The sequence below is a fragment of the Enterobacter cloacae complex sp. IR5450 genome, from assembly GCF_049238665.1.
Taxonomy (GTDB): domain Bacteria; phylum Pseudomonadota; class Gammaproteobacteria; order Enterobacterales; family Enterobacteriaceae; genus Enterobacter; species Enterobacter hormaechei_C.
The window spans coordinates 24,578-45,586 of sequence record NZ_JBMKIC010000002.1; the positions used below are offsets into that span (position 1 = coordinate 24,578).

15 protein-coding genes and 1 pseudogene are annotated in these 21,009 nt (G+C 56.4%); 9 read left to right on the top strand and 7 right to left on the bottom strand.

Annotation, left to right across the window (positions count from 1 at the left end):
* Positions 1–25: 25 nt before the first annotated feature.
* Positions 26–727: a phosphohydrolase gene (locus ACOTYB_RS02510; RefSeq protein ID WP_045330350.1), complete on the bottom strand. Its 702-nt coding sequence runs from the start codon at positions 725–727 to the stop codon at positions 26–28.
* 284 nt (positions 728–1,011) lie between these two features.
* Here ACOTYB_RS02510 and ompC point away from each other — a divergent pair, with 284 nt between their 5' ends.
* Positions 1,012–2,178: a porin OmpC gene (gene ompC, locus ACOTYB_RS02515; protein ID WP_032659241.1), complete on the top strand. Its 1,167-nt coding sequence runs from the start codon at positions 1,012–1,014 to the stop codon at positions 2,176–2,178.
* 54 nt (positions 2,179–2,232) lie between these two features.
* Here ompC and ACOTYB_RS02520 read toward each other — a convergent pair whose 3' ends face one another.
* The gene (locus tag ACOTYB_RS02520; RefSeq protein ID WP_126525234.1) at positions 2,233–3,096 is read right to left on the bottom strand and encodes an N-acetylmuramic acid 6-phosphate etherase; all 864 of its coding nucleotides are present in this window, start codon (positions 3,094–3,096) and stop codon (positions 2,233–2,235) included.
* A 153-nt stretch (positions 3,097–3,249) separates the two neighbouring features.
* On the opposite strand from ACOTYB_RS02520, the gene ACOTYB_RS02525 reads away from it, so the two are divergent.
* Both ACOTYB_RS02525 and dcuR read left to right on the top strand, forming a co-directional pair.
* Positions 3,250–4,866, top strand: a complete 1,617-nt coding sequence (locus ACOTYB_RS02525) for a sensor histidine kinase (protein WP_126525235.1) — start codon at positions 3,250–3,252, stop codon at positions 4,864–4,866.
* Entirely contained in the window at positions 4,863–5,582 is a 720-nt protein-coding gene (dcuR, locus tag ACOTYB_RS02530) for a two-component system response regulator DcuR (RefSeq protein WP_003859556.1), read from the top strand. Before ACOTYB_RS02525 ends, dcuR begins: the two co-directional genes overlap by 4 nt.
* Here the strand turns inward: dcuR and ACOTYB_RS02535 are convergent.
* Together ACOTYB_RS02535 and ACOTYB_RS02540 are read right to left on the bottom strand one after the other, a co-directional pair.
* A complete protein-coding gene (locus ACOTYB_RS02535) occupies positions 5,563–6,525 on the bottom strand; it encodes an FAD:protein FMN transferase (RefSeq protein WP_220153197.1) in 963 nt (320 codons plus the stop codon). The two genes, dcuR and ACOTYB_RS02535, sit on opposite strands and share 20 nt — an antisense overlap.
* Before the next feature lie 58 nt (positions 6,526–6,583).
* Entirely contained in the window at positions 6,584–9,364 is a 2,781-nt protein-coding gene (locus ACOTYB_RS02540; protein WP_220153198.1) for a flavocytochrome c, read from the bottom strand.
* Positions 9,365–9,974: 610 nt separating this feature from the next.
* On the opposite strand from ACOTYB_RS02540, the gene ACOTYB_RS02545 reads away from it, so the two are divergent.
* Both ACOTYB_RS02545 and fumA read left to right on the top strand, forming a co-directional pair.
* A complete protein-coding gene (locus tag ACOTYB_RS02545; RefSeq protein ID WP_409249017.1) occupies positions 9,975–11,483 on the top strand; it encodes an anion permease in 1,509 nt (502 codons plus the stop codon).
* Positions 11,484–11,535: 52 nt separating this feature from the next.
* Complete coding sequence (gene fumA / locus ACOTYB_RS02550) at positions 11,536–13,185, top strand: class I fumarate hydratase FumA (protein WP_032609604.1); 1,650 nt, start codon at positions 11,536–11,538, stop codon at positions 13,183–13,185.
* Here fumA and ACOTYB_RS02555 read toward each other — a convergent pair.
* Positions 13,174–14,079, bottom strand: coding sequence for a LysR family transcriptional regulator (locus ACOTYB_RS02555; protein ID WP_058656739.1), 906 nt, complete (start codon positions 14,077–14,079; stop codon positions 13,174–13,176). The two genes, fumA and ACOTYB_RS02555, sit on opposite strands and share 12 nt — an antisense overlap.
* A gap of 95 nt (positions 14,080–14,174) precedes the next feature.
* On the opposite strand from ACOTYB_RS02555, the gene ACOTYB_RS02560 reads away from it, so the two are divergent.
* The 3 genes from ACOTYB_RS02560 (at position 14,175) to ACOTYB_RS02570 (ending at position 17,827) form a co-directional block, all read left to right on the top strand.
* Positions 14,175–15,470, top strand: coding sequence for a serine hydrolase domain-containing protein (locus tag ACOTYB_RS02560; RefSeq protein ID WP_220316976.1), 1,296 nt, complete (start codon positions 14,175–14,177; stop codon positions 15,468–15,470).
* A 260-nt stretch (positions 15,471–15,730) separates the two neighbouring features.
* On the top strand, positions 15,731–17,032 hold the full coding sequence (locus ACOTYB_RS02565) for an MFS transporter (RefSeq protein WP_220153200.1): 1,302 nt from the start codon (positions 15,731–15,733) through the stop codon (positions 17,030–17,032).
* Positions 17,033–17,038: 6 nt separating this feature from the next.
* A complete protein-coding gene (locus ACOTYB_RS02570; protein ID WP_032609610.1) occupies positions 17,039–17,827 on the top strand; it encodes a substrate-binding domain-containing protein in 789 nt (262 codons plus the stop codon).
* Here ACOTYB_RS02570 and ACOTYB_RS02575 read toward each other — a convergent pair.
* Positions 17,799–18,701 carry a LysR family transcriptional regulator gene (locus ACOTYB_RS02575; RefSeq protein ID WP_003859540.1) on the bottom strand — a complete coding sequence of 301 codons (903 nt, stop codon included), beginning with the start codon at positions 18,699–18,701 and terminating at the stop codon, positions 17,799–17,801. The genes ACOTYB_RS02570 and ACOTYB_RS02575 overlap by 29 nt on opposite strands.
* Positions 18,702–18,967: 266 nt before the next feature.
* Here ACOTYB_RS02575 and mtfA point away from each other — a divergent pair, with 266 nt between their 5' ends.
* A complete protein-coding gene (gene mtfA / locus ACOTYB_RS02580; protein WP_003859539.1) occupies positions 18,968–19,765 on the top strand; it encodes a DgsA anti-repressor MtfA in 798 nt (265 codons plus the stop codon).
* Between the two features lie 3 nt (positions 19,766–19,768).
* Here the strand turns inward: mtfA and ACOTYB_RS02585 are convergent.
* Positions 19,769–20,967, bottom strand: a pseudogene (locus ACOTYB_RS02585) (MFS transporter).
* Between the last annotated feature and the right edge of the window lie 42 nt (positions 20,968–21,009).

Sequence of the window (21,009 nt, forward strand, 5' to 3'; positions counted from 1 at the left end):
AAGACAGAAAACAGAGTACCACAGTTCAGGATCGCACACTGCGACGGAAATGGGTCAATATCTGGCTGTCGGTTCCGAGGTAATCGCCCTGTAATTCGGCACTCAGCTTCGCCATAAACTGGATCAGAAAATCGGCATTGTGACGCGCAAGTTTGCGCCCCCGCGCGGTTTGCATAGTGTCCGGCAGGCGCAGGAGTTTGGTCTGAAAGTGGTCGAGCGCGAAGGCTTTATCATCCAGCGCTCGTGTTCCGGCGAACGGGTCGTCGGCATCAAACAGCGCGGCGCCCAGCGCACCGGAGACGGCAAAGACGCGCGCCAGGCCGATAGCGCCTAACGCCTCCAGCCGGTCGGCATCCTGCACAATTTCGGCCTCCAGGCTTTGCGGCGCGATACCGGCACTGAAGCTGTGCGCTTCAATAGCATGCTCAACGGCTGCATAACGATCCGGCGGAAAATCAGGAAAGTCGCGACTGAGGATCTCGCGCGTTTTTCGCGCTGCCAGCCGCGAGGAGTGGCTACGTTCCGGGTGATTTTTCGGCAGGCTGACAATGTCATGGAAGTAGCATGCGGTCAACACAACCAGCGGATCGCTATCCTCGTCAGCCATAATACCCTGCGCCGTCATCCAGACGCGGCGAAAATGGGCGATATCGTGCGCCGCATCATCAGTAAAATGATTTTCGTCGAGCCAGCGCTCATAACGGTGCTGCCACTGCGCAAGTTCCATCATCCCATCCTGTTGCTCAAAAGAGAGTGAATTATAATACATCCGAATCAAAATCTTTAATAAATAGAATTACGAAATACTTAATAATAATTACCCGCTATATTTTCAATTAATTAATTCACATGAAAAATAAAGAGATAAAAAGAAATATTTTGTAATATTTTTACCAGTTTAATTACATTTATTTTTGAACCTAAATAATAATCCATAGAATAGTATCAGCCATGTAGTTACGGAGGGTAATTACATATATTCAGACAATTTATATTTAAAGGGAATATATAATGAAAAGAAAAGTTCTGGCAATTCTCGTACCCGCGTTATTAATGGCTGGCGCAGCAAATGCAGCGGAAATGTATAACAAAAACGGCAACAAAGTTGACCTGTACGGTAAGGTTGATGCGCGTCATACCTTCTCCGACAACCCAGGCGACGACGGCGATGAAACCTATGTACAGGTGGGTTTCAAAGGCGAAACGCAGATCACGAACGACCTGACAGGTTACGGCCAGTGGGAATATAAAACCTACGCTAACGATACCGAAGGCGCAGGCGACACCTCTTTTAACCGTCTGGCCTTTGCTGGCCTGAAATACGGCGAATATGGCTCATTCGATTATGGCCGTAATTACGGCGTCGTGTATGACGTTGAAGCCTGGACAGATATGCTGCCGGTATTTGGTGGCGACTCCTATACCTGGACCGACAACTATATGGTTGGCCGTACTAACGGTGTGGCGACCTACCGTAATAATGACTTCTTCGGTCTGGTCGACGGCCTGAACTTTGCGCTGCAATACCAGGGTGCTAACGAAGGTGCTAACGCAAACGAAAATCAGGAAGGCACCAAAAACGGTCATGATGATGTTCGTTTCCAGAACGGCGACGGCTTCGGTATGTCTACCACCTATGACTTCGATTTCGGCCTGACGCTGGGTGCGGCTTATTCTTCCTCTGACCGTACTAACGACCAGGTCGCTTACGGCGCTGGCACCTATAACCGCTTCAGCAAATATGCTGGCGGTGAACGTGCGGAAGCGTGGACAATCGGCGCTAAATACGATGCTAATGATGTCTATCTGGCCATGATGTATGCGGAAACCCGTAACATGACTCCGTACGGCAACGATGGCATCGCCAACAAAACCCAGAACTTTGAAGCCGTAGCACAGTACCAGTTTGACTTCGGTCTGCGTCCATCCCTGGCGTGGGTCTATTCTAAAGGCATCGATTTGGGTGGTAACGATTATCATCCAGGCAATGGTTATGACTATGTTGACCAGGATCTGGTTAACTATATCGACGTGGGCATGACCTACAGCTTCAACAAGAACTTCTCCACCTACGTTGATTATAAAATCAACCTGCTGGACGAAGATGATGCCTTCTACAATGACAACGGTATTGCTACCGATGACATCGTTGGCATCGGTATGATCTACCAGTTCTGATCCCCATAAATAGCAAAGCCCGCAACGCGGGCTTTTTTATTTGACGCTGAAATGTTATGGCGCTTCCTGCAAGGCCAGGCGAACAAACCCGTTATTCTGCGCCAGCAATTCATGCGCTTTCCAGGCATTCAGACCCGTCAGCACCATCAGTACCGCCGTTTTGCACTGGTGGTTACAGCTTTCCAGCGCGGCCTTCGCCTGCGCCCGGCTACATCCCCCCGCTTCCATCACAATGGCAATTTGTCGTTCGGCCCATCTGGTGTTGCTTGCCTCCAGATCAACGCGCAGGTTGCTGTACACCCGTCCTGTCCGTATCGCCAGACCGGTGGTGACCATATGCAGGATCATGCTTTGCGCAATGCCTGCTTTAGCGTTGGTATACCCGGCCACCACATCCGCGCCCAGATCGGGAGCAATGACCATACTCGCCAGCTGCGCCGCTTCACTTTGCGCATCCTCCGTAATGAGCGCAACCGTTGAGCCCAGAGACCACGCATGACGCATCGCGCCCCATACCCATGGCGTTTTGCCGCTGACGGACAGCGCCAGCATCATGTCATGCTCGCCAAATTCTATCGTCTGAAGGTCGGCAACGCCGCGCGCGTAGCTTCCGGCGTTATCACCTGCTGTTAACGCAATGACGGGGTGTTTGCCCGGCGCAAACGCTTCTGCCGCCTGCTCAGTCATGCGTCCGGACGCGCCCGCGCCGGTCAGCACCAGACGTCCGCCGTGGCTAAGCGTCGCCGCCGCGTTATCCACCACGCGGGCCAGCATACTTAAGTGTGGGGTAAGTGCAGAAGAGATTTGCGCGTCATCCTGGTGTATGACGTTAAGCATATCCAGCGTCGATAATCTGTCGATGTTCATCGTGCTGGCGTGCCGTCTTTCCCTGGCCGTACCGGTAAGCATAATGCTCATAAACTGCCTCCTTATTATGAGTACCCACACACTATAAAGTGTTTTATATAGGTCACCTGAGAGGAGGCTCACGAAACGCCTCTCTTTACATGGCTTTATGAAACGCCCGTCATCAGCGATAATTAGCCCTTTCTTTTTCATCGCGGAGTGTTAATGAGCGATTTGCAGCCCTTCCCCCCGACGCGCAAGCGCCCTATGAAGCTGAATACGCTGGTTACGCTGATGGTGTGCGCGATTATCGGCTCGGTGCTGCTGGTGGTCTTCGCGCTCTACTCTGTGCAGATCACCCGCGCCACGCGCGATGACGTGAAAGATACCGCGCTGGGTATCGCCCGGACGCTGGCCGACAGCCCGGAGATCAAGCGTGGCCTGATGGAATCGCCGCAGGCTGGCATCATCCAGCCGATTGCCGAGGCGGTGACGAAGCGCAACGACCTGCTGTTTACCGTGGTCACCGACCTGCGTGGGATCCGCTATTCCCATCCAAACGAAGCGCTGTTAGGTTTGCATTTTATTGGCGACGATCTGACGCCCGCCCTGGAAGGGAAAGAGAACGTCTCCGTTAACCGCGGTGCGCTCGCGGAAGCGCTGCGCGTCTTTACGCCCGTGTATGACGACCAGCACGACCAGATCGGCGTGGTGGTGGTGGGCATTTCGCTGAATAAAGTTGAAGATCAGATTGCCCGCGGGCGGCTCAACGCCGTGTGGACCATCTTATTCAGCGTTCTGATGAGCTCAGTGGCGATATGGGGTCTGGTCCGGGTGCTGAAGCGTATCCTCTTCGGGCTGGAGCCTTACGAGATCTCAGCCCTCTTTGAGCAGCGCCAGGCCATGTTGCAGTCCCTGCGCGAAGGCGTGATGGCCGTGGATATACACGGGCGCGTGACGATGATTAACCACACCGCCAGAGAGATTTTGCTCCTGAGCTCGGGTGAGCACTCCGAGAGCAGCGGCGAACCACTGCTGGCCAGCCTGCGGGAAGTGGCGAAAACCGGCATTGCTCGCCAGGATCAGGAGATCGGCTGTAACGGACGGCTACTGCTGTGCAACATGGTCCCCGTGAAAAGCCAGAATCAGGTGATCGGGGCAATCAGCACCTTCCGCGATAAGACCGAAATCAGCCAGTTAATGCAGCGTATCGATGGCATGGTCAACTATGTTGATGCCCTGCGCTCCCATACGCATGAGTTTATGAACAAGCTGCACGTGATCCTCGGCCTGCTGCACATGAAGCGCTACGATAAGCTGGAGGAGTACATCATCCAGACCGCGCAGAATTATCAGACGGATATCGGCGCGATACAGCGCAAAGTTAAATCGCCGGTCATTGCGGGTTTCCTGCTGGGTAAAATTAACCGCGCCAAAGAGGCTGGAGTGACCCTGACGCTGGCGGAGGAGAGTCAGCTTCCTGACACCGTCAATGAAGAGCAGGTTGCGGTGCTGATCACCGTGCTGGGCAATTTAATCGAAAATGCCCTTGATGCGATGGAAGGCCAGCCGGAAGGCGAGATCGGCCTGCTGCTGCATTATCAGAACGGCTGGCTGAGCGGTGAGGTCAGCGATGACGGTCCCGGTATTGATCCCGAGCGGCTGGAGGCTATTTTTACAAAGGGCTACTCAACAAAAGGTGAAAACCGCGGCGTTGGGCTGTTCCTTGCGCGTCAGCAGATCCAGAATCTGGGCGGAGATATTACCGTCGAGTCTGAACCTGGCGTATTTACCCAATTTTTTGTTCAGATCCCCTGGGATAGCGAGAGGAATATCGCGTGATAAATGTGTTAATTGTCGATGATGACGCCATGGTAGCCGACCTCAACCGTCTGTATGTTAACCGCGTTGAGGGTTTTAGCTGCTGCGGCGTCGCTTCCACGCTCAACCAGGCCGAGGCGTTGATCGCCAACCCAGGCCAGCCGATCGATCTGGTGCTGCTGGATGTCTATATGCAGCAGGATAACGGGCTGGATCTGCTGCCCATCATTCGCGCGTCGGGCCGCCCGATTGACGTCATCATGATCTCGTCGGCCTCCGACGCCGCAACAATCCAGACGTCCATGCACTATGGCGTGGTGGATTACCTGATTAAACCATTCCAGTTCCCGCGTTTTGAAGAGGCGCTGAACGGCTGGAAGGCAAAGCGCAGCCTGATGGGATCGCATCAGTATTATGAACAGGCCGACGTCGACAGGCTGATCCACGGCGGCGCGCCGGAGCTGGCTGACAGCAAAAAATTACCGAAAGGCCTAACGCCGCAGACGCTGCGCACCATTTGCCAGTGGATCGACAGCCATCCGGAGATAGAATTTTCCACCGACGATCTGGCGAATGCGGTCAACATTTCCCGCGTCTCCTGCCGCAAATACCTGATCTGGCTGGCGCAAATTAATATCCTGTTCACCAGCATTCATTACGGCGCTACCGGCCGACCGGTATATCGCTACCGTTTGCAGCCGGAACAGGTCGGACTGCTCAAACAGTACTGCCAGTAATTCGGTAGCTGTCGTCCAGAAGGGTAAAACGGAAGTGGTGCATCGAGGAGATCACCACTTCTTTTGTTTTGGTGACAAAAATGGCTTCAATATCGGGGCGCGAACGCAGCGCGGCGCAGCCCTTTTCCACACCCATGCCGTAGATCAGCGTGGTCCAGATATCGCCGTCGAGAGAGTCTGGCGAAATAATCGTCACGCTGTCCAGTTCGTTATCCAGCGGGTAGCCGGTGCGCGGGTCAAGTATGTGGTGATAACGTTTGCCGTTCTGCTCGAAATAGCGCTCATAGGTGCCTGACGTTACCACCGACCGGTTCTCTACCGTCATAGCGCCAATCAGCGCGTCACCGGCGAACGGTTTTTTCAGGCCGACGCGCCAGCCGCCCTCCGGCGAACCTAACGTCTGGACGTTGCCGCCAAGGTTGATCAGCCCAAGTTCAACGCCCTCTTTATGCAGGTGCTCCCGCACCCTGTCGGCGATATAGCCTTTAGCAATAGCACCCAGATCGATCTCCATTCCCTGGCGCGTAAGAAACACGCTGCTGTTGGCTTCATCCAGCACCACGTCCGCAGGATCCGTGATGCCCAACAAGGCGGCGATCTCGTCCGCGGGCGGTACAGCGTCCCCCTTAAAGCCAATTTTCCAGCATTTCACCAGCGGGCCGATCGCCAGGTTAAAGGCGCTGCCTTTAAGCAGGCTTGCCGCTTTCGCGCAGCGGATCAGCTCAAACACCGGACGACTGACGGCAACCGGATGCTGGCCGGCCGCATGGTTGATGTCCATTACCTGGGAGTGCGCACGGTTAACGGTGAGCAGATCTTCGTACTGTTTGATCAGGCGAAACACGCGGGAGGCAAGCGCTTCGTCATGCGAAAAGAGTTTCAGGAGGATGGGCGATCCCATCAGAACGGCGGAGTAGCTGTAAACGCGATGGCTATCAGGCATTGCATGAGTCCTCAGGTGTAGCCCCGGCAGGCACCGCGCCGCCGGGGAAACAGGAGCCTTACCGTGTTTTCGAACGCATAGCCGCCTGATGTCCTGCAAGCGTACCAAAAATAATGATATCTGCCACCGCATTACCGCCGATGCGGTTACCGCCGTGGATGCCACCAACAACCTCACCCGCAGCAAACGCTCCCGGCAATACGTTATGGTTGCTGTCCAGCACGCAGGTATCGGTATTGATGGTCACGCCGCCCATGGTGTGGTGAACCCCTGGTGCAATCTGAATGGCGTAGAACGGCCCTTCGTTGATTGGCGCACGCAGCGCGGTGGTACGTCCAAAGTCGTCATCGTGCTGTTTCTCCACAAAGCCGTTGTAGCGTTCCAGCGTTGCCAGGAACTGGTGGTGATCCATCCCCAGCGCTTCCGCCAGGGCTTTTGGCGAGCTGGCGCTGGTAACAAACCCTTTCGCGATGTACTCATCCGCGGCTTTATTTTTGACGCGAACATGCTCGTCAAAGACGATGTAAGCGTATTTCTCCGGCAGCGCGATGATTGACGCCGAGACTTTATCGCGGGTCGACATTTCGTTATAGAAGCGGTTGCCCTGCTGGTTTACCAGAATCGCCCCGCCGCCGCGGATGGATTCGGAAATCAGATACGACGTTTTCTGCTCAACGGTTGGGTGGATCTGAATTTCGCCCATATCCACTGTGCCTGCACCGATACGCTCCAGCAGCGCGATACCGCCCCCGGTCGCCCCTTTGTGGTTAGTGGTAACGAACCCTGCCAGATCCGGACGGTATTTCACCACCATCTCGCTGTTGGCGCTGAAGCCGCCCGTTGCGACAATCACGCTTTTGGTTGCCACGGTGAGGGTTTCGTTCTCTTCGGTGGTCAGACGCACGCCGGTCACTTCGCCGTTTTCGAAGATGATGTCGCTCACGGAGGTATCCAGCATCACCTCGATGTTGCGCTTGTTGACGTTACGCACCAGGCCGCTGATCAGATACCCGCCCACTGCGGAACCGTCTTTAGGACGGTGCGTACGGTCGATGCTCATCCCGCCGGTGGTGGTGATGTCGTCCAGCATAATGCCGCGCGTTGCCAGCCATTCGATGGCCTGCGGCGCGTTCTCGACAAAGCGACGCAGCAGTTCAGGGTTGTTCTTGTTGCCACCGCCTTTCAGGCTTTCCTGGTAGAACAGCTCTTTGCTGTCCTGAATACCTTTCACGCGCTGGAAGCGGGTCTCCGCCGCGTTCATCCCGGCAGAGGCTTTAATGGTGTTCCCGCCAATAGTCGGCATTTTCTCAACGATCAGCACGCTCGCGCCTTCGTCGTGAGCCTGAATCGCCGCCGCCAGACCGGCGCCGCCGCTGCCGACCACCACCACGTCCACGCTTTTAGTCTCATTCGGGTCAGCGCCCTCTTCTGCCGCCAGCGCTTTGCTGGATTTCAGCATCGCCTTCGAGACCGCTTTTTTCACCGCCTCGCTTTGGCTGGTCGCGCCGGTGATAGCATCTACGTGCGGAGTGTTGGCATCAAGAATTCGGGTACGGATCTCTTCGAAGCTGGTGACAAACTCGACGTCTTCACTCGGGCCGGAGGCCAGTTCGATATCGGCAATACGATCGGTTTCGAGGCTGACGTTAATCACCAGTTCGTTAGTATCGTCCTGCACTTTTTCAATAAAGGTGCCCGGTTTGAATTTAGATTCGCCCATGCTCATGTCGCGGATCATCGCTTCCACCAGCGAGAAGCGCCACAGCGGTTCCGGGATGCTCAGTTCTTCGCGTCGGGTACTGTCCATAAACAGCTCCAGGCTTTCGCCCGCCGCGATGCGATCGGTCCAGTCCGGATAGGCGATGGTGGCACGACCAACGGCAATCAGGTCGTAACCGTGATCCAGCGCTTCATTCACATCCGTGGCATTCACCACGCCGCCAACGCCCATCACCGGTACCTGAGCCAGCGTGTCTGAGCGCATGGCGCAGTATTTTTCGATAAGTGGCGTCGGGTCCTGAGTATCGACGATAGAAGGACGCAGGGCGGCGCCAAGGGAAAAGTGGAGATAATCCACCCCGCGCGCGGCCAGTTTTTCCAGCAGATACAGGGTATCTTCGAAGCGAATGCCCGGGACTTCCAGCTCTTCCGGAGAGAAACGGTAGCCAATGATAAACGCGTCGTCCGCGTACTGGCGCACCATCTTGTGGGTAATGTCCAGCACCGCCAGCGGGAATTTCGCGCGGTTTTCGCGGCTGCCGCCCCACTCGTCGTCGCGCTGGTTGGAGTTCGGGGAGAAGAACTGCTGGATCAGATAGGTATTCGCCCCGTGGATTTCGACGCCGTCGAACCCGGCCTGAATTGCGCGGCGCACGGCTTCGCCAAACTTGCCGATCATGCCTTCCACCTCTTCCGCGGTCAGGGCAACCGGCGTGGCGGCACCGTCACGCGGCGCGGCAACGGCGCTTGGGCCAACCGGCGTGCGACCGCCGATCAGTTTTGGGTCGACCATACGGCCGCCGTGGTAGATTTGCAGCAGGGCTTTGGAGCCTTTTGACTTGATGGCGTCAGCGATTTTTGCCAGCCCGGCGATTTTCTCGTCGTTATCAATGCCAATTGCGCCCGGGAACGCCAGGCCGAGATCGTCAACAAAACAGCACTCAACGATGATGGTGCCGATGCTGCCCGCGCGGGCGCGGTAGTACTCCACCAGCTCGCTGGTCACGGTGCCATCGTAATAACCGGTACAGGTTGTCATCGGGGCCATTAACAAACGGTTTTTCAGTTCAGTACCATTCGGCAATGTGAAGGGGCTTAAAATACGTTCGTTAGTGCTCATAATAGAAACTCCAAACTTTAAAAAATTAAGAATTCGTTATCGGGATGATTTTTTTATTTCGTGTCTTTTGCCGATGTCATGATAGTAATATAAAGCTTTTTTTAGTTTCTAAAGCCATTTCGTTAGTTAATAAACTATTTAATACCTTCGATAACATTAATAACACATTGGTGTTAGCGGGAATGTTTCACTCGTTCACAATAATTTAAAAAAAGTTAAATCACAAAAGGTCAAACCAATACACCACAACTATCAAAAAAACAAATAAAACAACAACAAGCAAAAGCACCAAAATTTAAATGTTATAGTTTTGATACATAAAATGCGTAAAATCAGCGAATAACCACACTACTCAGAGTGGTTATTATAAAAAATATAAAAATAGCCATTCAGTTCCGTTTTTTTGATCGTGATCAATAGTTATGGCATTCAAAAGAGCAATATAAAAACATCATCATTTTTTATTTGGCGCAAACAAAAATGCGTTAAATCGCTATTACTGAAAACACAAAAACGCACCTTAAATAACTAAAAAAAGCAAAACGAATAAAGCAATCGAATTTGTGTTTTCGCTGTACGACGAATTTTTGACAACTTAAGACGTGAAACTATGAAAACAAAAACTGCTGTAACGCCTCCTGCGGCGAATCTGGCATCAAATGGAACAGCAAAACGCCTGCTGATGATGGCCCTGCCCGTCATTGTTGCCGTCCTGCTGTTGTTTGTTCCCGTTCCGGACGGGCTGCCGCCTTATGCGTGGCACTACTTCGCCATCTTTGTCGGCGTCATCGTCGGGTTAATTTTCGAACCGCTGCCGGGCGCCGTGATCGGTCTTACCGGCGTCGTGGCGATTGCGCTGTGCAGCCAGTGGGTGCTCTTTAGCCCGGAACAGCTGGCTGACCCAAAATTCAAGCTGGCGGGCGCCTCCTTTAAATGGGCGGTCAGCGGGTTTGGTAACTCCACCGTGTGGCTGATCTTCGGTGCCTTTATGTTTGCTGCGGGCTACGACAAAACCCGCTTCGGCCGCCGCCTGGCGCTGATACTGGTGAAATATCTGGGCCGTCGCAGCCTGACGCTCGGTTACGCCATTACCTTCGCAGACCTGCTGCTGGCCCCGTTTACCCCGTCCAATACCGCGCGCAGCGGTGGGACCATCTACCCGATCATCGCCAACCTGCCGCCGCTGTACGGTTCAAAACCCAACGACCCAAGCGCGCGCAAAATCGGTTCGTATCTGATGTGGGTGGCAATTACCGCGGCCTGTATCACCAGCTCGATGTTCCTTTCCGCTCTGGCGCCTAACCTGCTGGCGCTGGCGCTGGTAAAAAGCACGGTCGGAATTGATATCTCATGGGGGACCTGGTTCCTCGCCTTCCTGCCGCTGGGTATTCTGCTGATCCTGACCATGCCGCTGCTGGCTTACTGGTTCTACCCGCCGGAAGTGAAGGTAAACAACGAAGTACCGTTATGGGCGACCCGTGAACTGGAAAAACTGGGCAAACTGTCGCGCAATGAGATCCTGCTGCTGGTGTTCGTGTGCTGTGCGCTGCTGATGTGGATCTTCGCCGCCGCATGGATTGAGCCCGCGATGGCTGCCCTGCTCATCGTCGGCCTGATGCTGTGGACCGGCGTGCTGGAGTGGAACGACATCACCGGCAACAAAGCCGCCTGGAACACCTTCGTCTGGTTCGCCACCCTGGTGGTGCTGGCGGATGGCCTCTCCTCCACCGGTTTTATCAGCTGGCTGGGTAAAGAAGGCGGCCTGCTGATGAGCGGTATTTCTCCGGGTGTCGCCACCATTGTGCTGCTGCTGGCGTTCTACCTGCTGCACTATCTGTTTGCCAGCACCACCGCGCACACCACGGCGCTGCTGCCTGCGATGCTGACTATCGCCTCCACCATTCCGGGCATGAATATGGAAGTGTTCGTCCTGCTGATGGTGACCTCACTGGGCGTGATGGGGATCATCACCCCCTACGGTACGGGTCCAAGCCCGATTTACTACGGTAGCGGTTACCTGCCAACCAAAGACTACTGGCGCCTCGGCACCATCTTCGGTGCCATCTTCCTGGCGGCCCTGCTGCTGATTGGTTACCCGTGGATGTCCATGATGTTCTGATTCCTGACCGCCGGACATATCCTCCGGCGGTTTTATTTTTGTGGAGCAAGCTATGTCAAACAAACCCTTTATTTACCAGAACCCCTTCCCTCTCGCGCATGACGACACCGAATACTATCTGCTGACCAAAGAGCATGTCTCCGTTGCCGAGTTCGACGGTCAGGAAGTGCTGAAAGTGGAGCCGGAAGCCCTGACCCTGCTGGCGCAGCAGGCTTTCCACGACGCCGCGTTTATGCTGCGTCCGTCTCATCAGAAGCAGGTTGCCGCCATTCTTAACGATCCGGAAGCCAGCCAGAACGATAAGTACGTTGCCCTGCAATTCCTGCGCAACTCCGAAATTGCGGCGAAAGGCGTGCTGCCCACCTGTCAGGATACCGGTACGGCAATCATTATGGGTAAGAAAGGCCAGCGCGTCTGGACCGGCGGCGGCGACGAAGCGGCGCTGAGTCAGGGCGTGTATAACACCTATATTGAAGACAACCTGCGCTACTCGCAGAACGCGGCGCTGGATATGTATAAAGAGGTGAATACCGGCACCAACCTGCCCGCGCAGATCGACCTCTACAGCGTTGATGGTGACGAGTATAAATTCCTGTGCATGGCGAAAGGCGGCGGTTCCGCCAACAAAACTTATCTGTATCAGGAAACCAAAGCGCTGATCACCCCGGCGAAGCTGAAAAAATATCTGGTTGAGAAGATGCGGACCCTGGGCACCGCGGCCTGCCCGCCTTACCATATCGCCTTCGTTATCGGCGGCACCTCTGCGGAAGCCACGCTGAAAACCGTCAAGCTCGCCTCTGCGCGCTACTACGATGGCCTGCCAACCGAAGGCAACGCGCACGGCCAGGCGTTCCGCGACGTCCAGCTCGAGCAGGAACTGCTTCAGGAAGCGCAAAACCTCGGCCTGGGCGCGCAGTTTGGCGGGAAATACTTCGCGCACGATATTCGCGTAATCCGTCTGCCGCGCCACGGCGCCTCCTGCCCGATCGGCATGGGCGTCTCCTGCTCCGCTGACCGCAACATCAAGGCGAAGATTAACCGCGAGGGGATCTGGATTGAGAAGCTGGAGCACAATCCGGGCCAGTATATTCCTGAATCCCTGCGCCAGCAGGGAGAAGGCGACGTGGTAAGCATTGATCTGAACAAGCCGATGCCCGACATTCTGGCGCAGCTTTCCGCGCACCCTGTCTCCACCCGCCTGTCGCTGAACGGCACCATTATTGTGGCGCGCGACATCGCCCATGCGAAGCTGAAAGAGCTGCTCGACAACGGGGAAGAACTGCCGCAGTACGTTAAAGATCACCCGATTTACTATGCAGGCCCGGCGAAAACGCCAGAAGGTTACGCGTCTGGCTCCTTAGGCCCGACCACCGCCGGGCGTATGGACTCCTATGTAGACTTACTGCAATCCAACGGTGCGAGCATGATCATGCTGGCCAAAGGTAACCGCAGCCAGCAGGTCACCGACGCCTGCCATAAGCACGGCGGCTTCTACCTCGGCAGCATTGGCGGCCCGGCGGCGGTACTGGCGCAAAACAGCATCAAGAGTCTGGAGTGCGTGGCGTATCCTGAACTGGGAATGGAAGCCATCTGGAAAATTGAAGTGGAGAACTTCCCGGCGTTTATCCTGGTGGATGACAAAGGCAACGACTTCTTCCAGGAGATCCAGAATAAACAGTGCAAAGGGTGCTCACAGCGCTGAGCGTTTCCATAACGCCGGAAGCTGCGACAGCGTATCGTTGATCAACCCGCGCTTGTCGCTGCCCGGCTTCCAGATGGTGACCATCGTCTGGCTTATCCCCTGGCTGCCCACTTCGGTGGGCAGCCTTTTTACGTTTTTCCACTGCGTTGCGTGAAGATGGGTCGGCAAAAATCCCCAGCCGCAGCCCTGCTCCAGCAGGCCGCGCAGCATCTCCAGTTCGTTAGTGAAAAGCGTGTGCCCTGAAATTTGCAGGCGACGGGCAACCGGCTCGTCTGACGCGGCATGCATAACCACCTGTGGAACCAGAGAGAGATCGAGCAGCGACACTGGCGACGCAACCTCCGCAAAAAGCGCCGTTGCGGCGTAAAAATCCATTTCGATCGCCCCCAGCGCCCGCCACTCCATCTCATTGCCCACGCTGCGGTTGCGCGCCTGGCAGATCCCCAGATCGGCCTGACCGCTCGCCAGCATGGCTTCCGCCTCATCGCGCGATGCGCTGGTCAGGCTCAGGCGGATCTTTTTCGTCGCCAGTGTGGCAATCAGCGCCTGTAAAAAAGCTCTTGGGGTGAACGGATCGTAAACGAGGGCAATGTCCTGCGTCGCGCTGTCCGGCACCGTACGGGCAAACGCCTCAAACGCTTTGACCTGCCGCATCAGCAGGTGCGCCTGCCGCTGAAGCTGCTCCCCCTCCGGCGTCAGGCGCAGGCTACGCCCCTCCCGCAGGAACAGCGCGTAGCCCAGCCCATCCTCAAGGAAATCGATCAGATCCCGCAGGGTTGTACGATCTTTGCCGAGTTTACTGGCCGCCTTCATCAGGCTGCCGTGCTCAGCGACGGCGGTGAACGCCTCAAGCTGGGCAAAGGAATAGATCAGTGATGCCACGTCATTCTCCACGCGATTTTTCCGGGGGATTTTCCCCCATAACGCGTTTTTTATTATAGGCCTCAGGTTCTTAAACTGAAGTCCTTCCTGAGCCAAACGAGATAAATATGAAAATCAAAACAAACCGCACACTGCTCACGGCGCTGGTTATCAGCAGCCTGCTCTCGCCCGCCGTCATGGCGGCCTGCAACGGTACCGACCTCACGACCTGTCCGGCGCCTTTCGATGCCAGACTCCCGGACGCACATACCATGCTCACCTGGAGCCAGGCCGATCGCGTGGTGGGCTTTCGCAATGACTACCGCAACTACGCGGGCGATGTGTTCCGCCACGGCAACGATACGCCACTGCTGCCCGCAGAAAAACCGCTCACCGATGCCCGCTATCAGGTGAAGGGTAAGATTTACAATATTCAGGATTACCTGAAACGCCAGAACGTCAGCGGCATGCTGGTGCTGAAAAATGGCAAAGTGGCCTATAAATATCTGGGAGAAGGCAATACCGACTCTACGCTCTGGACGTCGCGTTCCGTGGGCAAATCCGTGGTCTCCGCGCTGGTGGGTGTTGCGATTAAAGAAGGGAAAATCCACTCCCTGGACGACCTTGTCACCCAATACGAACCGGATTTAAAAGGCACCGCCTGGGAGGGCGTAACGCTGAAACAGCTCATCACCCACACCTCGGGCGTGGCGTGGACTGAAGATTACACCAACGCGCAATCTGACTTCGCCCGGCTTACCGAATGCGAAGCGAAACCGGGCACCTACGACTGTGTGCGCACCCTGGTGAAGGGGTTACACCGTGAACACCCGGCGGGCGAAAACTGGTCCTATTCCTCGGGTGGCGCCTGGCTGTTAGGCGATGTGCTTGAGCGCGCCACCGGCATGACGCTCGCGGCGTATCTGGAGAAAAGCATCTGGCAGCCGTACGGTATGGCGAGCGACGGCGTGTGGCATGCCTACAGCAAAGGCCAGCACGACGTGGGTGCGCATGGGTTCAACGCCACGCTGGAAGACTGGGGGCGTTTCGGGGAGTTTATCCTGCATAACGGTACCCTGCCGGACGGAAAGCAGATCCTCCCCGAGGGCTGGGTGAAACAGTCCTCAGCCTGGACACAGGCCAAAGGATCGGTGTTCGAGGCGCATCCGAAGGGGTTGTACGGCTACCAGTGGTGGAACAATGAAGTGCCAGCCACCGCCACAAATGTGGAGCCGAAAGTCGAAAATTCGCTGAAGGATTCCCTGTGGGCGCTGGGTATTTTTGGGCAGATGATCATGGTTAATCAGAAAGAAAATCTGGTTATCGTCCAGTGGTCCACCTGGCCGCAGGCAGAGCCGTCATTCAGCGCCCAGCCGCTGGAAGCGTCGCTGATGTTTAGCGCGATTGCGAACGCGCTGCGCTGATAATCCCAAGCCAGGCCCCGCCTGGCTTCTCATCTGCGCGGTGTCACAAAACTGATATATCAGCGACTTAGCGAAACGTGGTAAATAAAAGATCATCGAAATGTTAAGTTATTGTTGAATATGTAAATACTGGTCAACGCATTGTCATTAATGCACCACACGCATCGGTTTATGCGCTATTTGCGCTTATTAATTTCCACTTCCTGATCCAGTTTTCAGAAACAGACGAGCATAACGTCGCTATAAAACTGGAGATAATCATGGTTTCCTCAACCTCACCTACAACGGTTCGTGCGAAAGCGGGCGCGATTTTCCGCGTCACGTCGGGCAACTTTCTTGAGCAATTCGACTTCTTTCTGTTCGGCTTTTATGCCACCTACATCGCCCATACTTTTTTCCCGGCAAGCAGTGAATTTGCGTCACTGATGATGACCTTCGCCGTCTTTGGCGCGGGCTTCCTGATGCGTCCGATCGGGGCCATTGTGCTGGGGGCTTACATTGATAAAGTGGGCCGCCGTAAAGGGCTGATCGTCACCCTGTCGATTATGGCCGCCGGAACCTTTCTGATTGTGCTGATCCCTTCTTATCAGAGCATTGGCCTGTGGGCACCGCTGCTGGTGCTGACCGGCCGCCTGTTGCAGGGTTTTTCGGCAGGTGCCGAGCTGGGCGGGGTTTCGGTTTATCTGGCGGAGATCGCCACGCCGGGCCGCAAGGGTTTCTACACCAGCTGGCAGTCAGGTAGCCAGCAGGTCGCCATTATGATCGCGGCGGCGATGGGTTTCGCGCTGAATGTGGTGCTGGAAGAGAGTGCCATTCGCGAATGGGGGTGGCGTATTCCGTTCCTGTTTGGCTGTCTGATTGTGCCGTTCATCTTTTTCCTGCGCCGCAAGCTCGAAGAGACCGAGGAATTCAGCGCCCGTCGCCACCATCTGGCGATGCGTCAGGTCTTCACAACGCTGCTCGCCAACTGGCCGGTCGTCGTCGCGGGCATGCTGATGGTGGCGATGACCACCACCGCGTTTTACCTGATCACCGTTTACGCGCCGACCTTCGGTAAAAAAGTCCTGATGCTCAGCGCGTCGGACAGTCTTCTGGTCACGCTGCTGGTGGCGGTGTCCAACTTCATCTGGCTGCCGGTGGGCGGCGCGCTGTCGGATCGCTTCGGGCGTAAACCGGTGCTGATCGCCATGACGCTGCTGGCGTTGGCAACCAGCTATCCGGCGCTGACGATGCTGGCGGCAGCTCCGAGCTTCTCAATGATGCTGACCGTGCTGCTGTGGCTCTCTTTCCTCTACGGTCTGTATAACGGCGCGATGATCCCGGCCCTGACTGAGATCATGCCAGCAGAGGTGCGCGTGGCGGGCTTCTCGCTGGCTTACAGCCTGGCAACGGCGGTTTTTGGCGGTTTCACGCCGGTGATTTCGACCGCCTTAATTGAGTACACCGGCGACAAAGCCTCCCCGGGCTACTGGATGAGCTTTGCCGCCGTTTGCGCCCTGCTGGCAACGCTCTATCTCTATCGTCGTCGCACGTTAATCCTGCAAACTGCCGTTAAGGAGTGATCCCTCATGCTTACATTCAGAACGGTGATTGCCGCCCTGACCTTCGCCACCCTCAGCGCGGGCGCGCTTGCGCAGGATGTGACGGTGATGATTTCTGGCGGCTTCAAAGCGGCGCTGGAGAAGCTGACGCCGCAGTACGAAGCGCAAAGCGGCGACAGGCTCATTGTGATCTCCGGCCCGTCGATGGGCAAAACGCCGCAGGCCATTCCGGCCCGGCTCGCCCGGGGCGAAAAAGCGGACGTGGTGATTATGGTGGGCGATGCGCTGGCGAAACTGGAACAGGATCGCAGGACGGCGGCGGGCTCCCGCGTGGAGCTGGCGGATTCGCCCGTCGGGATGGTCGTCAAAGCGGGCGCGCCGGTGCCGGATATCAGTACGGTGCCTGCCCTGCGGCAAACGCTGCTGAAGGCGCATTCCATGGCTTATTCCGACAGCGCCAGCGGCCGGTATGTTGAGAGCCAGCTGTTCCGTAAGCTGGGCATAGACGGCCAGGTCCACGATAAAGCGCACCGGGTTGAGCGTATCCCGGTGGCGTCTGAAGTGGCAAAAGGGAAATACGACCTCGGCTTTCAGCAGGTGAGCGAGCTTCTGCCGGTCCCGGGGGTGACGTTTGTCGGTAAGTTGCCTGACGACATTCAGTACATTACCCGTTTCGCCGGAGCCGTAACGCAGAAGGCCGACCATCCTGAACAGGGAAAAGCGCTGCTGACTTTTCTCGCCTCGCCACAGGCCGCCAGCGTCATTACGGCAACGGGCTTAACGCCCGTCAGTGCACCTCGCGATACTGCTCGGTAATCAGCGTTTCGAGTTCGGCAGCAATATAGGACTGGATCCGACCGCGGCGGCGGATCAGCCCCACGGTTCGCCTGACTTCAGGCTCGGTTAAAGGTACCGACGTCAGCAGCGAATGCTCTGCGCGGGGCATTGACATGGCGGGAACGGCCGCAATGCCGATCCCGGCTTCAACCATCCCCAGCATGGTCGTCACGTGCCGCGTTTCGCAGATGCTGGGGCGCTCAGGCCGAATATGCCCGACCCGCTGGTCGAGAAGATTGCGGTTGCCGGAGGTCTTATCCAGACCGATATAATCCTGCTGATAAAAAGCCTGCCACGTCAGGCTTTTTCTTTTTGCAAGCGGGCTGTCGCGTCGGCAGGCGGCCACGTAGACATCCTCCACCAGCGGGACAAACTCGATGTCGGGCTGCAAACTCCGGGCAAAGCAAATACCAAAATCCGCCTGTCCGCGGGTGACGGCCTCGATAACATTTCCGGCGCTGCTGTCGATCAGTTTTATGCGCACGCGGGGGTAACGGGACTGAAAGCGGCGGATCACATCCGGCATAAAGTAACAGGCGGCTGACGGCACCGTCGCCACGGTGATCAGCCCCGTGCGCTCTTCGCTGGCCTTATCGATATCCGAAAGCATGGACTCCACGTCAGCAAGCAGTTGCCCGCACCGGTCGGCAAAGGTCTGTCCATACAGGGTCAGCGTGACGCGCCGGGTGGTTCTGTCGAACAGTTTTGTCCCCAGTGCCGCCTCCAGCTTTTCAATTCTGCGACTCAACGCCGACTGGGAAAGGCAGATAGATTCTGCCGCAAGACGGAAATTGCCGTATTCCAGTAAAGCGCGGAAGGCATAGAGATCGTTGAGGTCAAAATTGACGGGCATACTGACGGGATCCTTAAGCACGGTAGGGTAAGAAGAGATTTATCATAGCCGCGCACGACATACTTCACAAAATGAAGGGGATACCCCTAAAGCGCTATCAACCTGACGGCACATAGTGATAGTTTATGCGGGCTGGATTCCTCTTAAACAGGCCGCCACTCTGCATGCAGCCGATGAGGAGTGTCATACTGCTTAACAGAGTATGTTGGCATGCTAACAGCCCCTGACCTTTCCATTTTGTTCACGTGCGAGTAACGAGCAAAGCGATGATTAAGTGGCCCTGGAAAACGAACGACGCTGGTCGAAATATGGCGCTCCCCTGGGATGAGGCTCTGGCGATCCCCGTGCTGGCGAATCTCTTGCCTGAAGAGCAATCAAAGCTGATTCAGCTGGCCGAGCGTTTTTTACAGCAAAAACGGCTGGTACCGCTACAGGGCTTCGAACTGGATCCGCTTAAAAATTCGCGCATCGCCCTGCTCTTCTGCTTGCCGGTGCTGGAGCTGGGTATCGAATGGCTGGATGGCTTCCACGAAGTGCTGATCTACCCGGCGCCGTTCATCGTCGATGATGAGTGGGAGGATGACATCGGGCTGGTGCACAACCAGCGTATGGTGCAGTCCGGGCAGAGCTGGCAGCAAGGGCCAATCATCCTCAACTGGCTGGATATTCAAGACTCGTTCGATGCCTCGGGCTTCAACCTGATCATTCACGAAGTGGCGCATAAGCTGGATACCCGTAACGGCGATCGCGCCAGCGGCGTGCCGCTGATCCCGCTGCGTGAAGTCGCGGGATGGGAGCACGACCTGCACGCGGCGATGGAAAACATTCAGGATGAGATCGACCTGGTGGGTGAAAGCGCGGCCAGCATTGATGCCTACGCCGCGACCGATCCCGCCGAGTGTTTTGCGGTGCTGTCCGAGTATTTCTTTAGCGCACCTGAGCTTTTTGCCCCGCGCTTCCCGGCGCTGTGGCAGCGTTTTTGCCAGTTTTATCAGCAGGATCCACTCCAGCGTCTGCGGCAAAGTGAGGACGCAGCAAGCACATCCTCTCATCCGTTCCACTAATGTTTAAGGGGTACGATCGGTCGATCGTACCCACACGCTCACCGCGAGAAACAGCAGTGCCATTCCCCATGCGGCAGTAATCAAAAACTGCTCACCGTAAAAGCGCGTCACCACGGGTACCAGCAGCGCGCTGGCCCCGTAGCCCAGCGTATGGCTGGTGGCGATCACCCCTGCGCCTTTGCCCGTCGTCAGCCGATCGTTGAGCAAAAGCTGGTATCCCGGCGTTGCCATGGCGGCCCCCAGCGAAGTGATGACAATGCCCACGTAGAACAGGGCTAAACTGGCGAGAGACATCAGCCCAAGACCCGCCACCATCAGCACTGCGGCAATTAAGAGTAAAACTCTCGGGGTAAAATGCTGCGGGCGTACCACCAGAAACTGCGCGCCAGGGTCGCCAGGGCGGCCAGACTCAGCAATAGCGCGACATGATGGCTGATTTGCACGGCATCGCCATTGAATAACGGATGAAGATGCGGCGATAAGCCAAGCTGCATCAGGCTGACCAGCGCTGCCAGCAGCAGCGCCAGCACCAGGAAAGGCAGCATGGAGGCCTGTAACCGCGTCGACTGGTGCGCCACCGGCGGCAGCGGGGGATCGGCGGCTTCGCGCAGCACCAGCAGCAGCGCGATCAACGGCGCCAGCGCCATCAGCCAGAGCGGTGCGACCGGGCTGACGCCGAGCATCAGCGCGGCAAGAGGCGGTCCCAGCAGACGCCCGCAGCTCAGGCCAGAGCTTATCGTCGCCAGCGCCGCCATCCTTTTATCCAACCCCGCGCGTTGAATGGCCCACGTCTGGGCCGCAGGCACCAGCCCTGATACCGTCAGGCCGTACAGCATGCGCGACAGAACCAGGCCCGCCATTCCCCAGAGGGCATTCAGCGCGCCGTTCGCCATCGCCCAGACTACCAGCGCCATCACGACGAAGCTCGCCAAGTAGCCGCCCAGCGAGGCCAGCATAACGATCTTACAGCCGTGCCGCTCGCTCTGGCGTCCCCACCAGGGCGATGCGGGTAAAAAGAGCATCGAGCCGAACATCAACAGCCCGGCCCAGACGGAGAGCGACAATCCGGTCAGGGAGACCAGCTGCGGCAGCATGACCAGCAAACCGTTTTGTCCAATACCTAATAAACCGGCGCCCAGTGCCAGGGGCCAGTTAGCTTTGGGGGCCACAACGTCAGTGAGATTCTCGGTACGGGTGCGCATAAAATTGTGAAGATAATGTCAATAAATGTGTGGAAATTATGA

Excerpts from the sequence above, each read along its gene's own strand:
- ACOTYB_RS02510 (WP_045330350.1), bottom strand. The coding sequence starts at position 727 with ATGGAACTTGCGCAGTGGCAGCACCGTTATGAGCGCTGGCTCGACGAA.
- ompC (WP_032659241.1), top strand. The coding sequence starts at position 1,012 with ATGAAAAGAAAAGTTCTGGCAATTCTCGTACCCGCGTTATTAATGGCT.
- ACOTYB_RS02520 (WP_126525234.1), bottom strand. The coding sequence starts at position 3,096 with ATGAGCATTATGCTTACCGGTACGGCCAGGGAAAGACGGCACGCCAGC.
- ACOTYB_RS02525 (WP_126525235.1), top strand. The coding sequence starts at position 3,250 with ATGAGCGATTTGCAGCCCTTCCCCCCGACGCGCAAGCGCCCTATGAAG.
- ACOTYB_RS02535 (WP_220153197.1), bottom strand. The coding sequence starts at position 6,525 with ATGCCTGATAGCCATCGCGTTTACAGCTACTCCGCCGTTCTGATGGGA.
- ACOTYB_RS02540 (WP_220153198.1), bottom strand. The coding sequence starts at position 9,364 with ATGAGCACTAACGAACGTATTTTAAGCCCCTTCACATTGCCGAATGGT.
- ACOTYB_RS02545 (WP_409249017.1), top strand. The coding sequence starts at position 9,975 with ATGAAAACAAAAACTGCTGTAACGCCTCCTGCGGCGAATCTGGCATCA.
- fumA (WP_032609604.1), top strand. The coding sequence starts at position 11,536 with ATGTCAAACAAACCCTTTATTTACCAGAACCCCTTCCCTCTCGCGCAT.
- ACOTYB_RS02560 (WP_220316976.1), top strand. The coding sequence starts at position 14,175 with ATGAAAATCAAAACAAACCGCACACTGCTCACGGCGCTGGTTATCAGC.
- ACOTYB_RS02565 (WP_220153200.1), top strand. The coding sequence starts at position 15,731 with ATGGTTTCCTCAACCTCACCTACAACGGTTCGTGCGAAAGCGGGCGCG.
- ACOTYB_RS02570 (WP_032609610.1), top strand. The coding sequence starts at position 17,039 with ATGCTTACATTCAGAACGGTGATTGCCGCCCTGACCTTCGCCACCCTC.
- ACOTYB_RS02575 (WP_003859540.1), bottom strand. The coding sequence starts at position 18,701 with ATGCCCGTCAATTTTGACCTCAACGATCTCTATGCCTTCCGCGCTTTA.
- mtfA (WP_003859539.1), top strand. The coding sequence starts at position 18,968 with ATGATTAAGTGGCCCTGGAAAACGAACGACGCTGGTCGAAATATGGCG.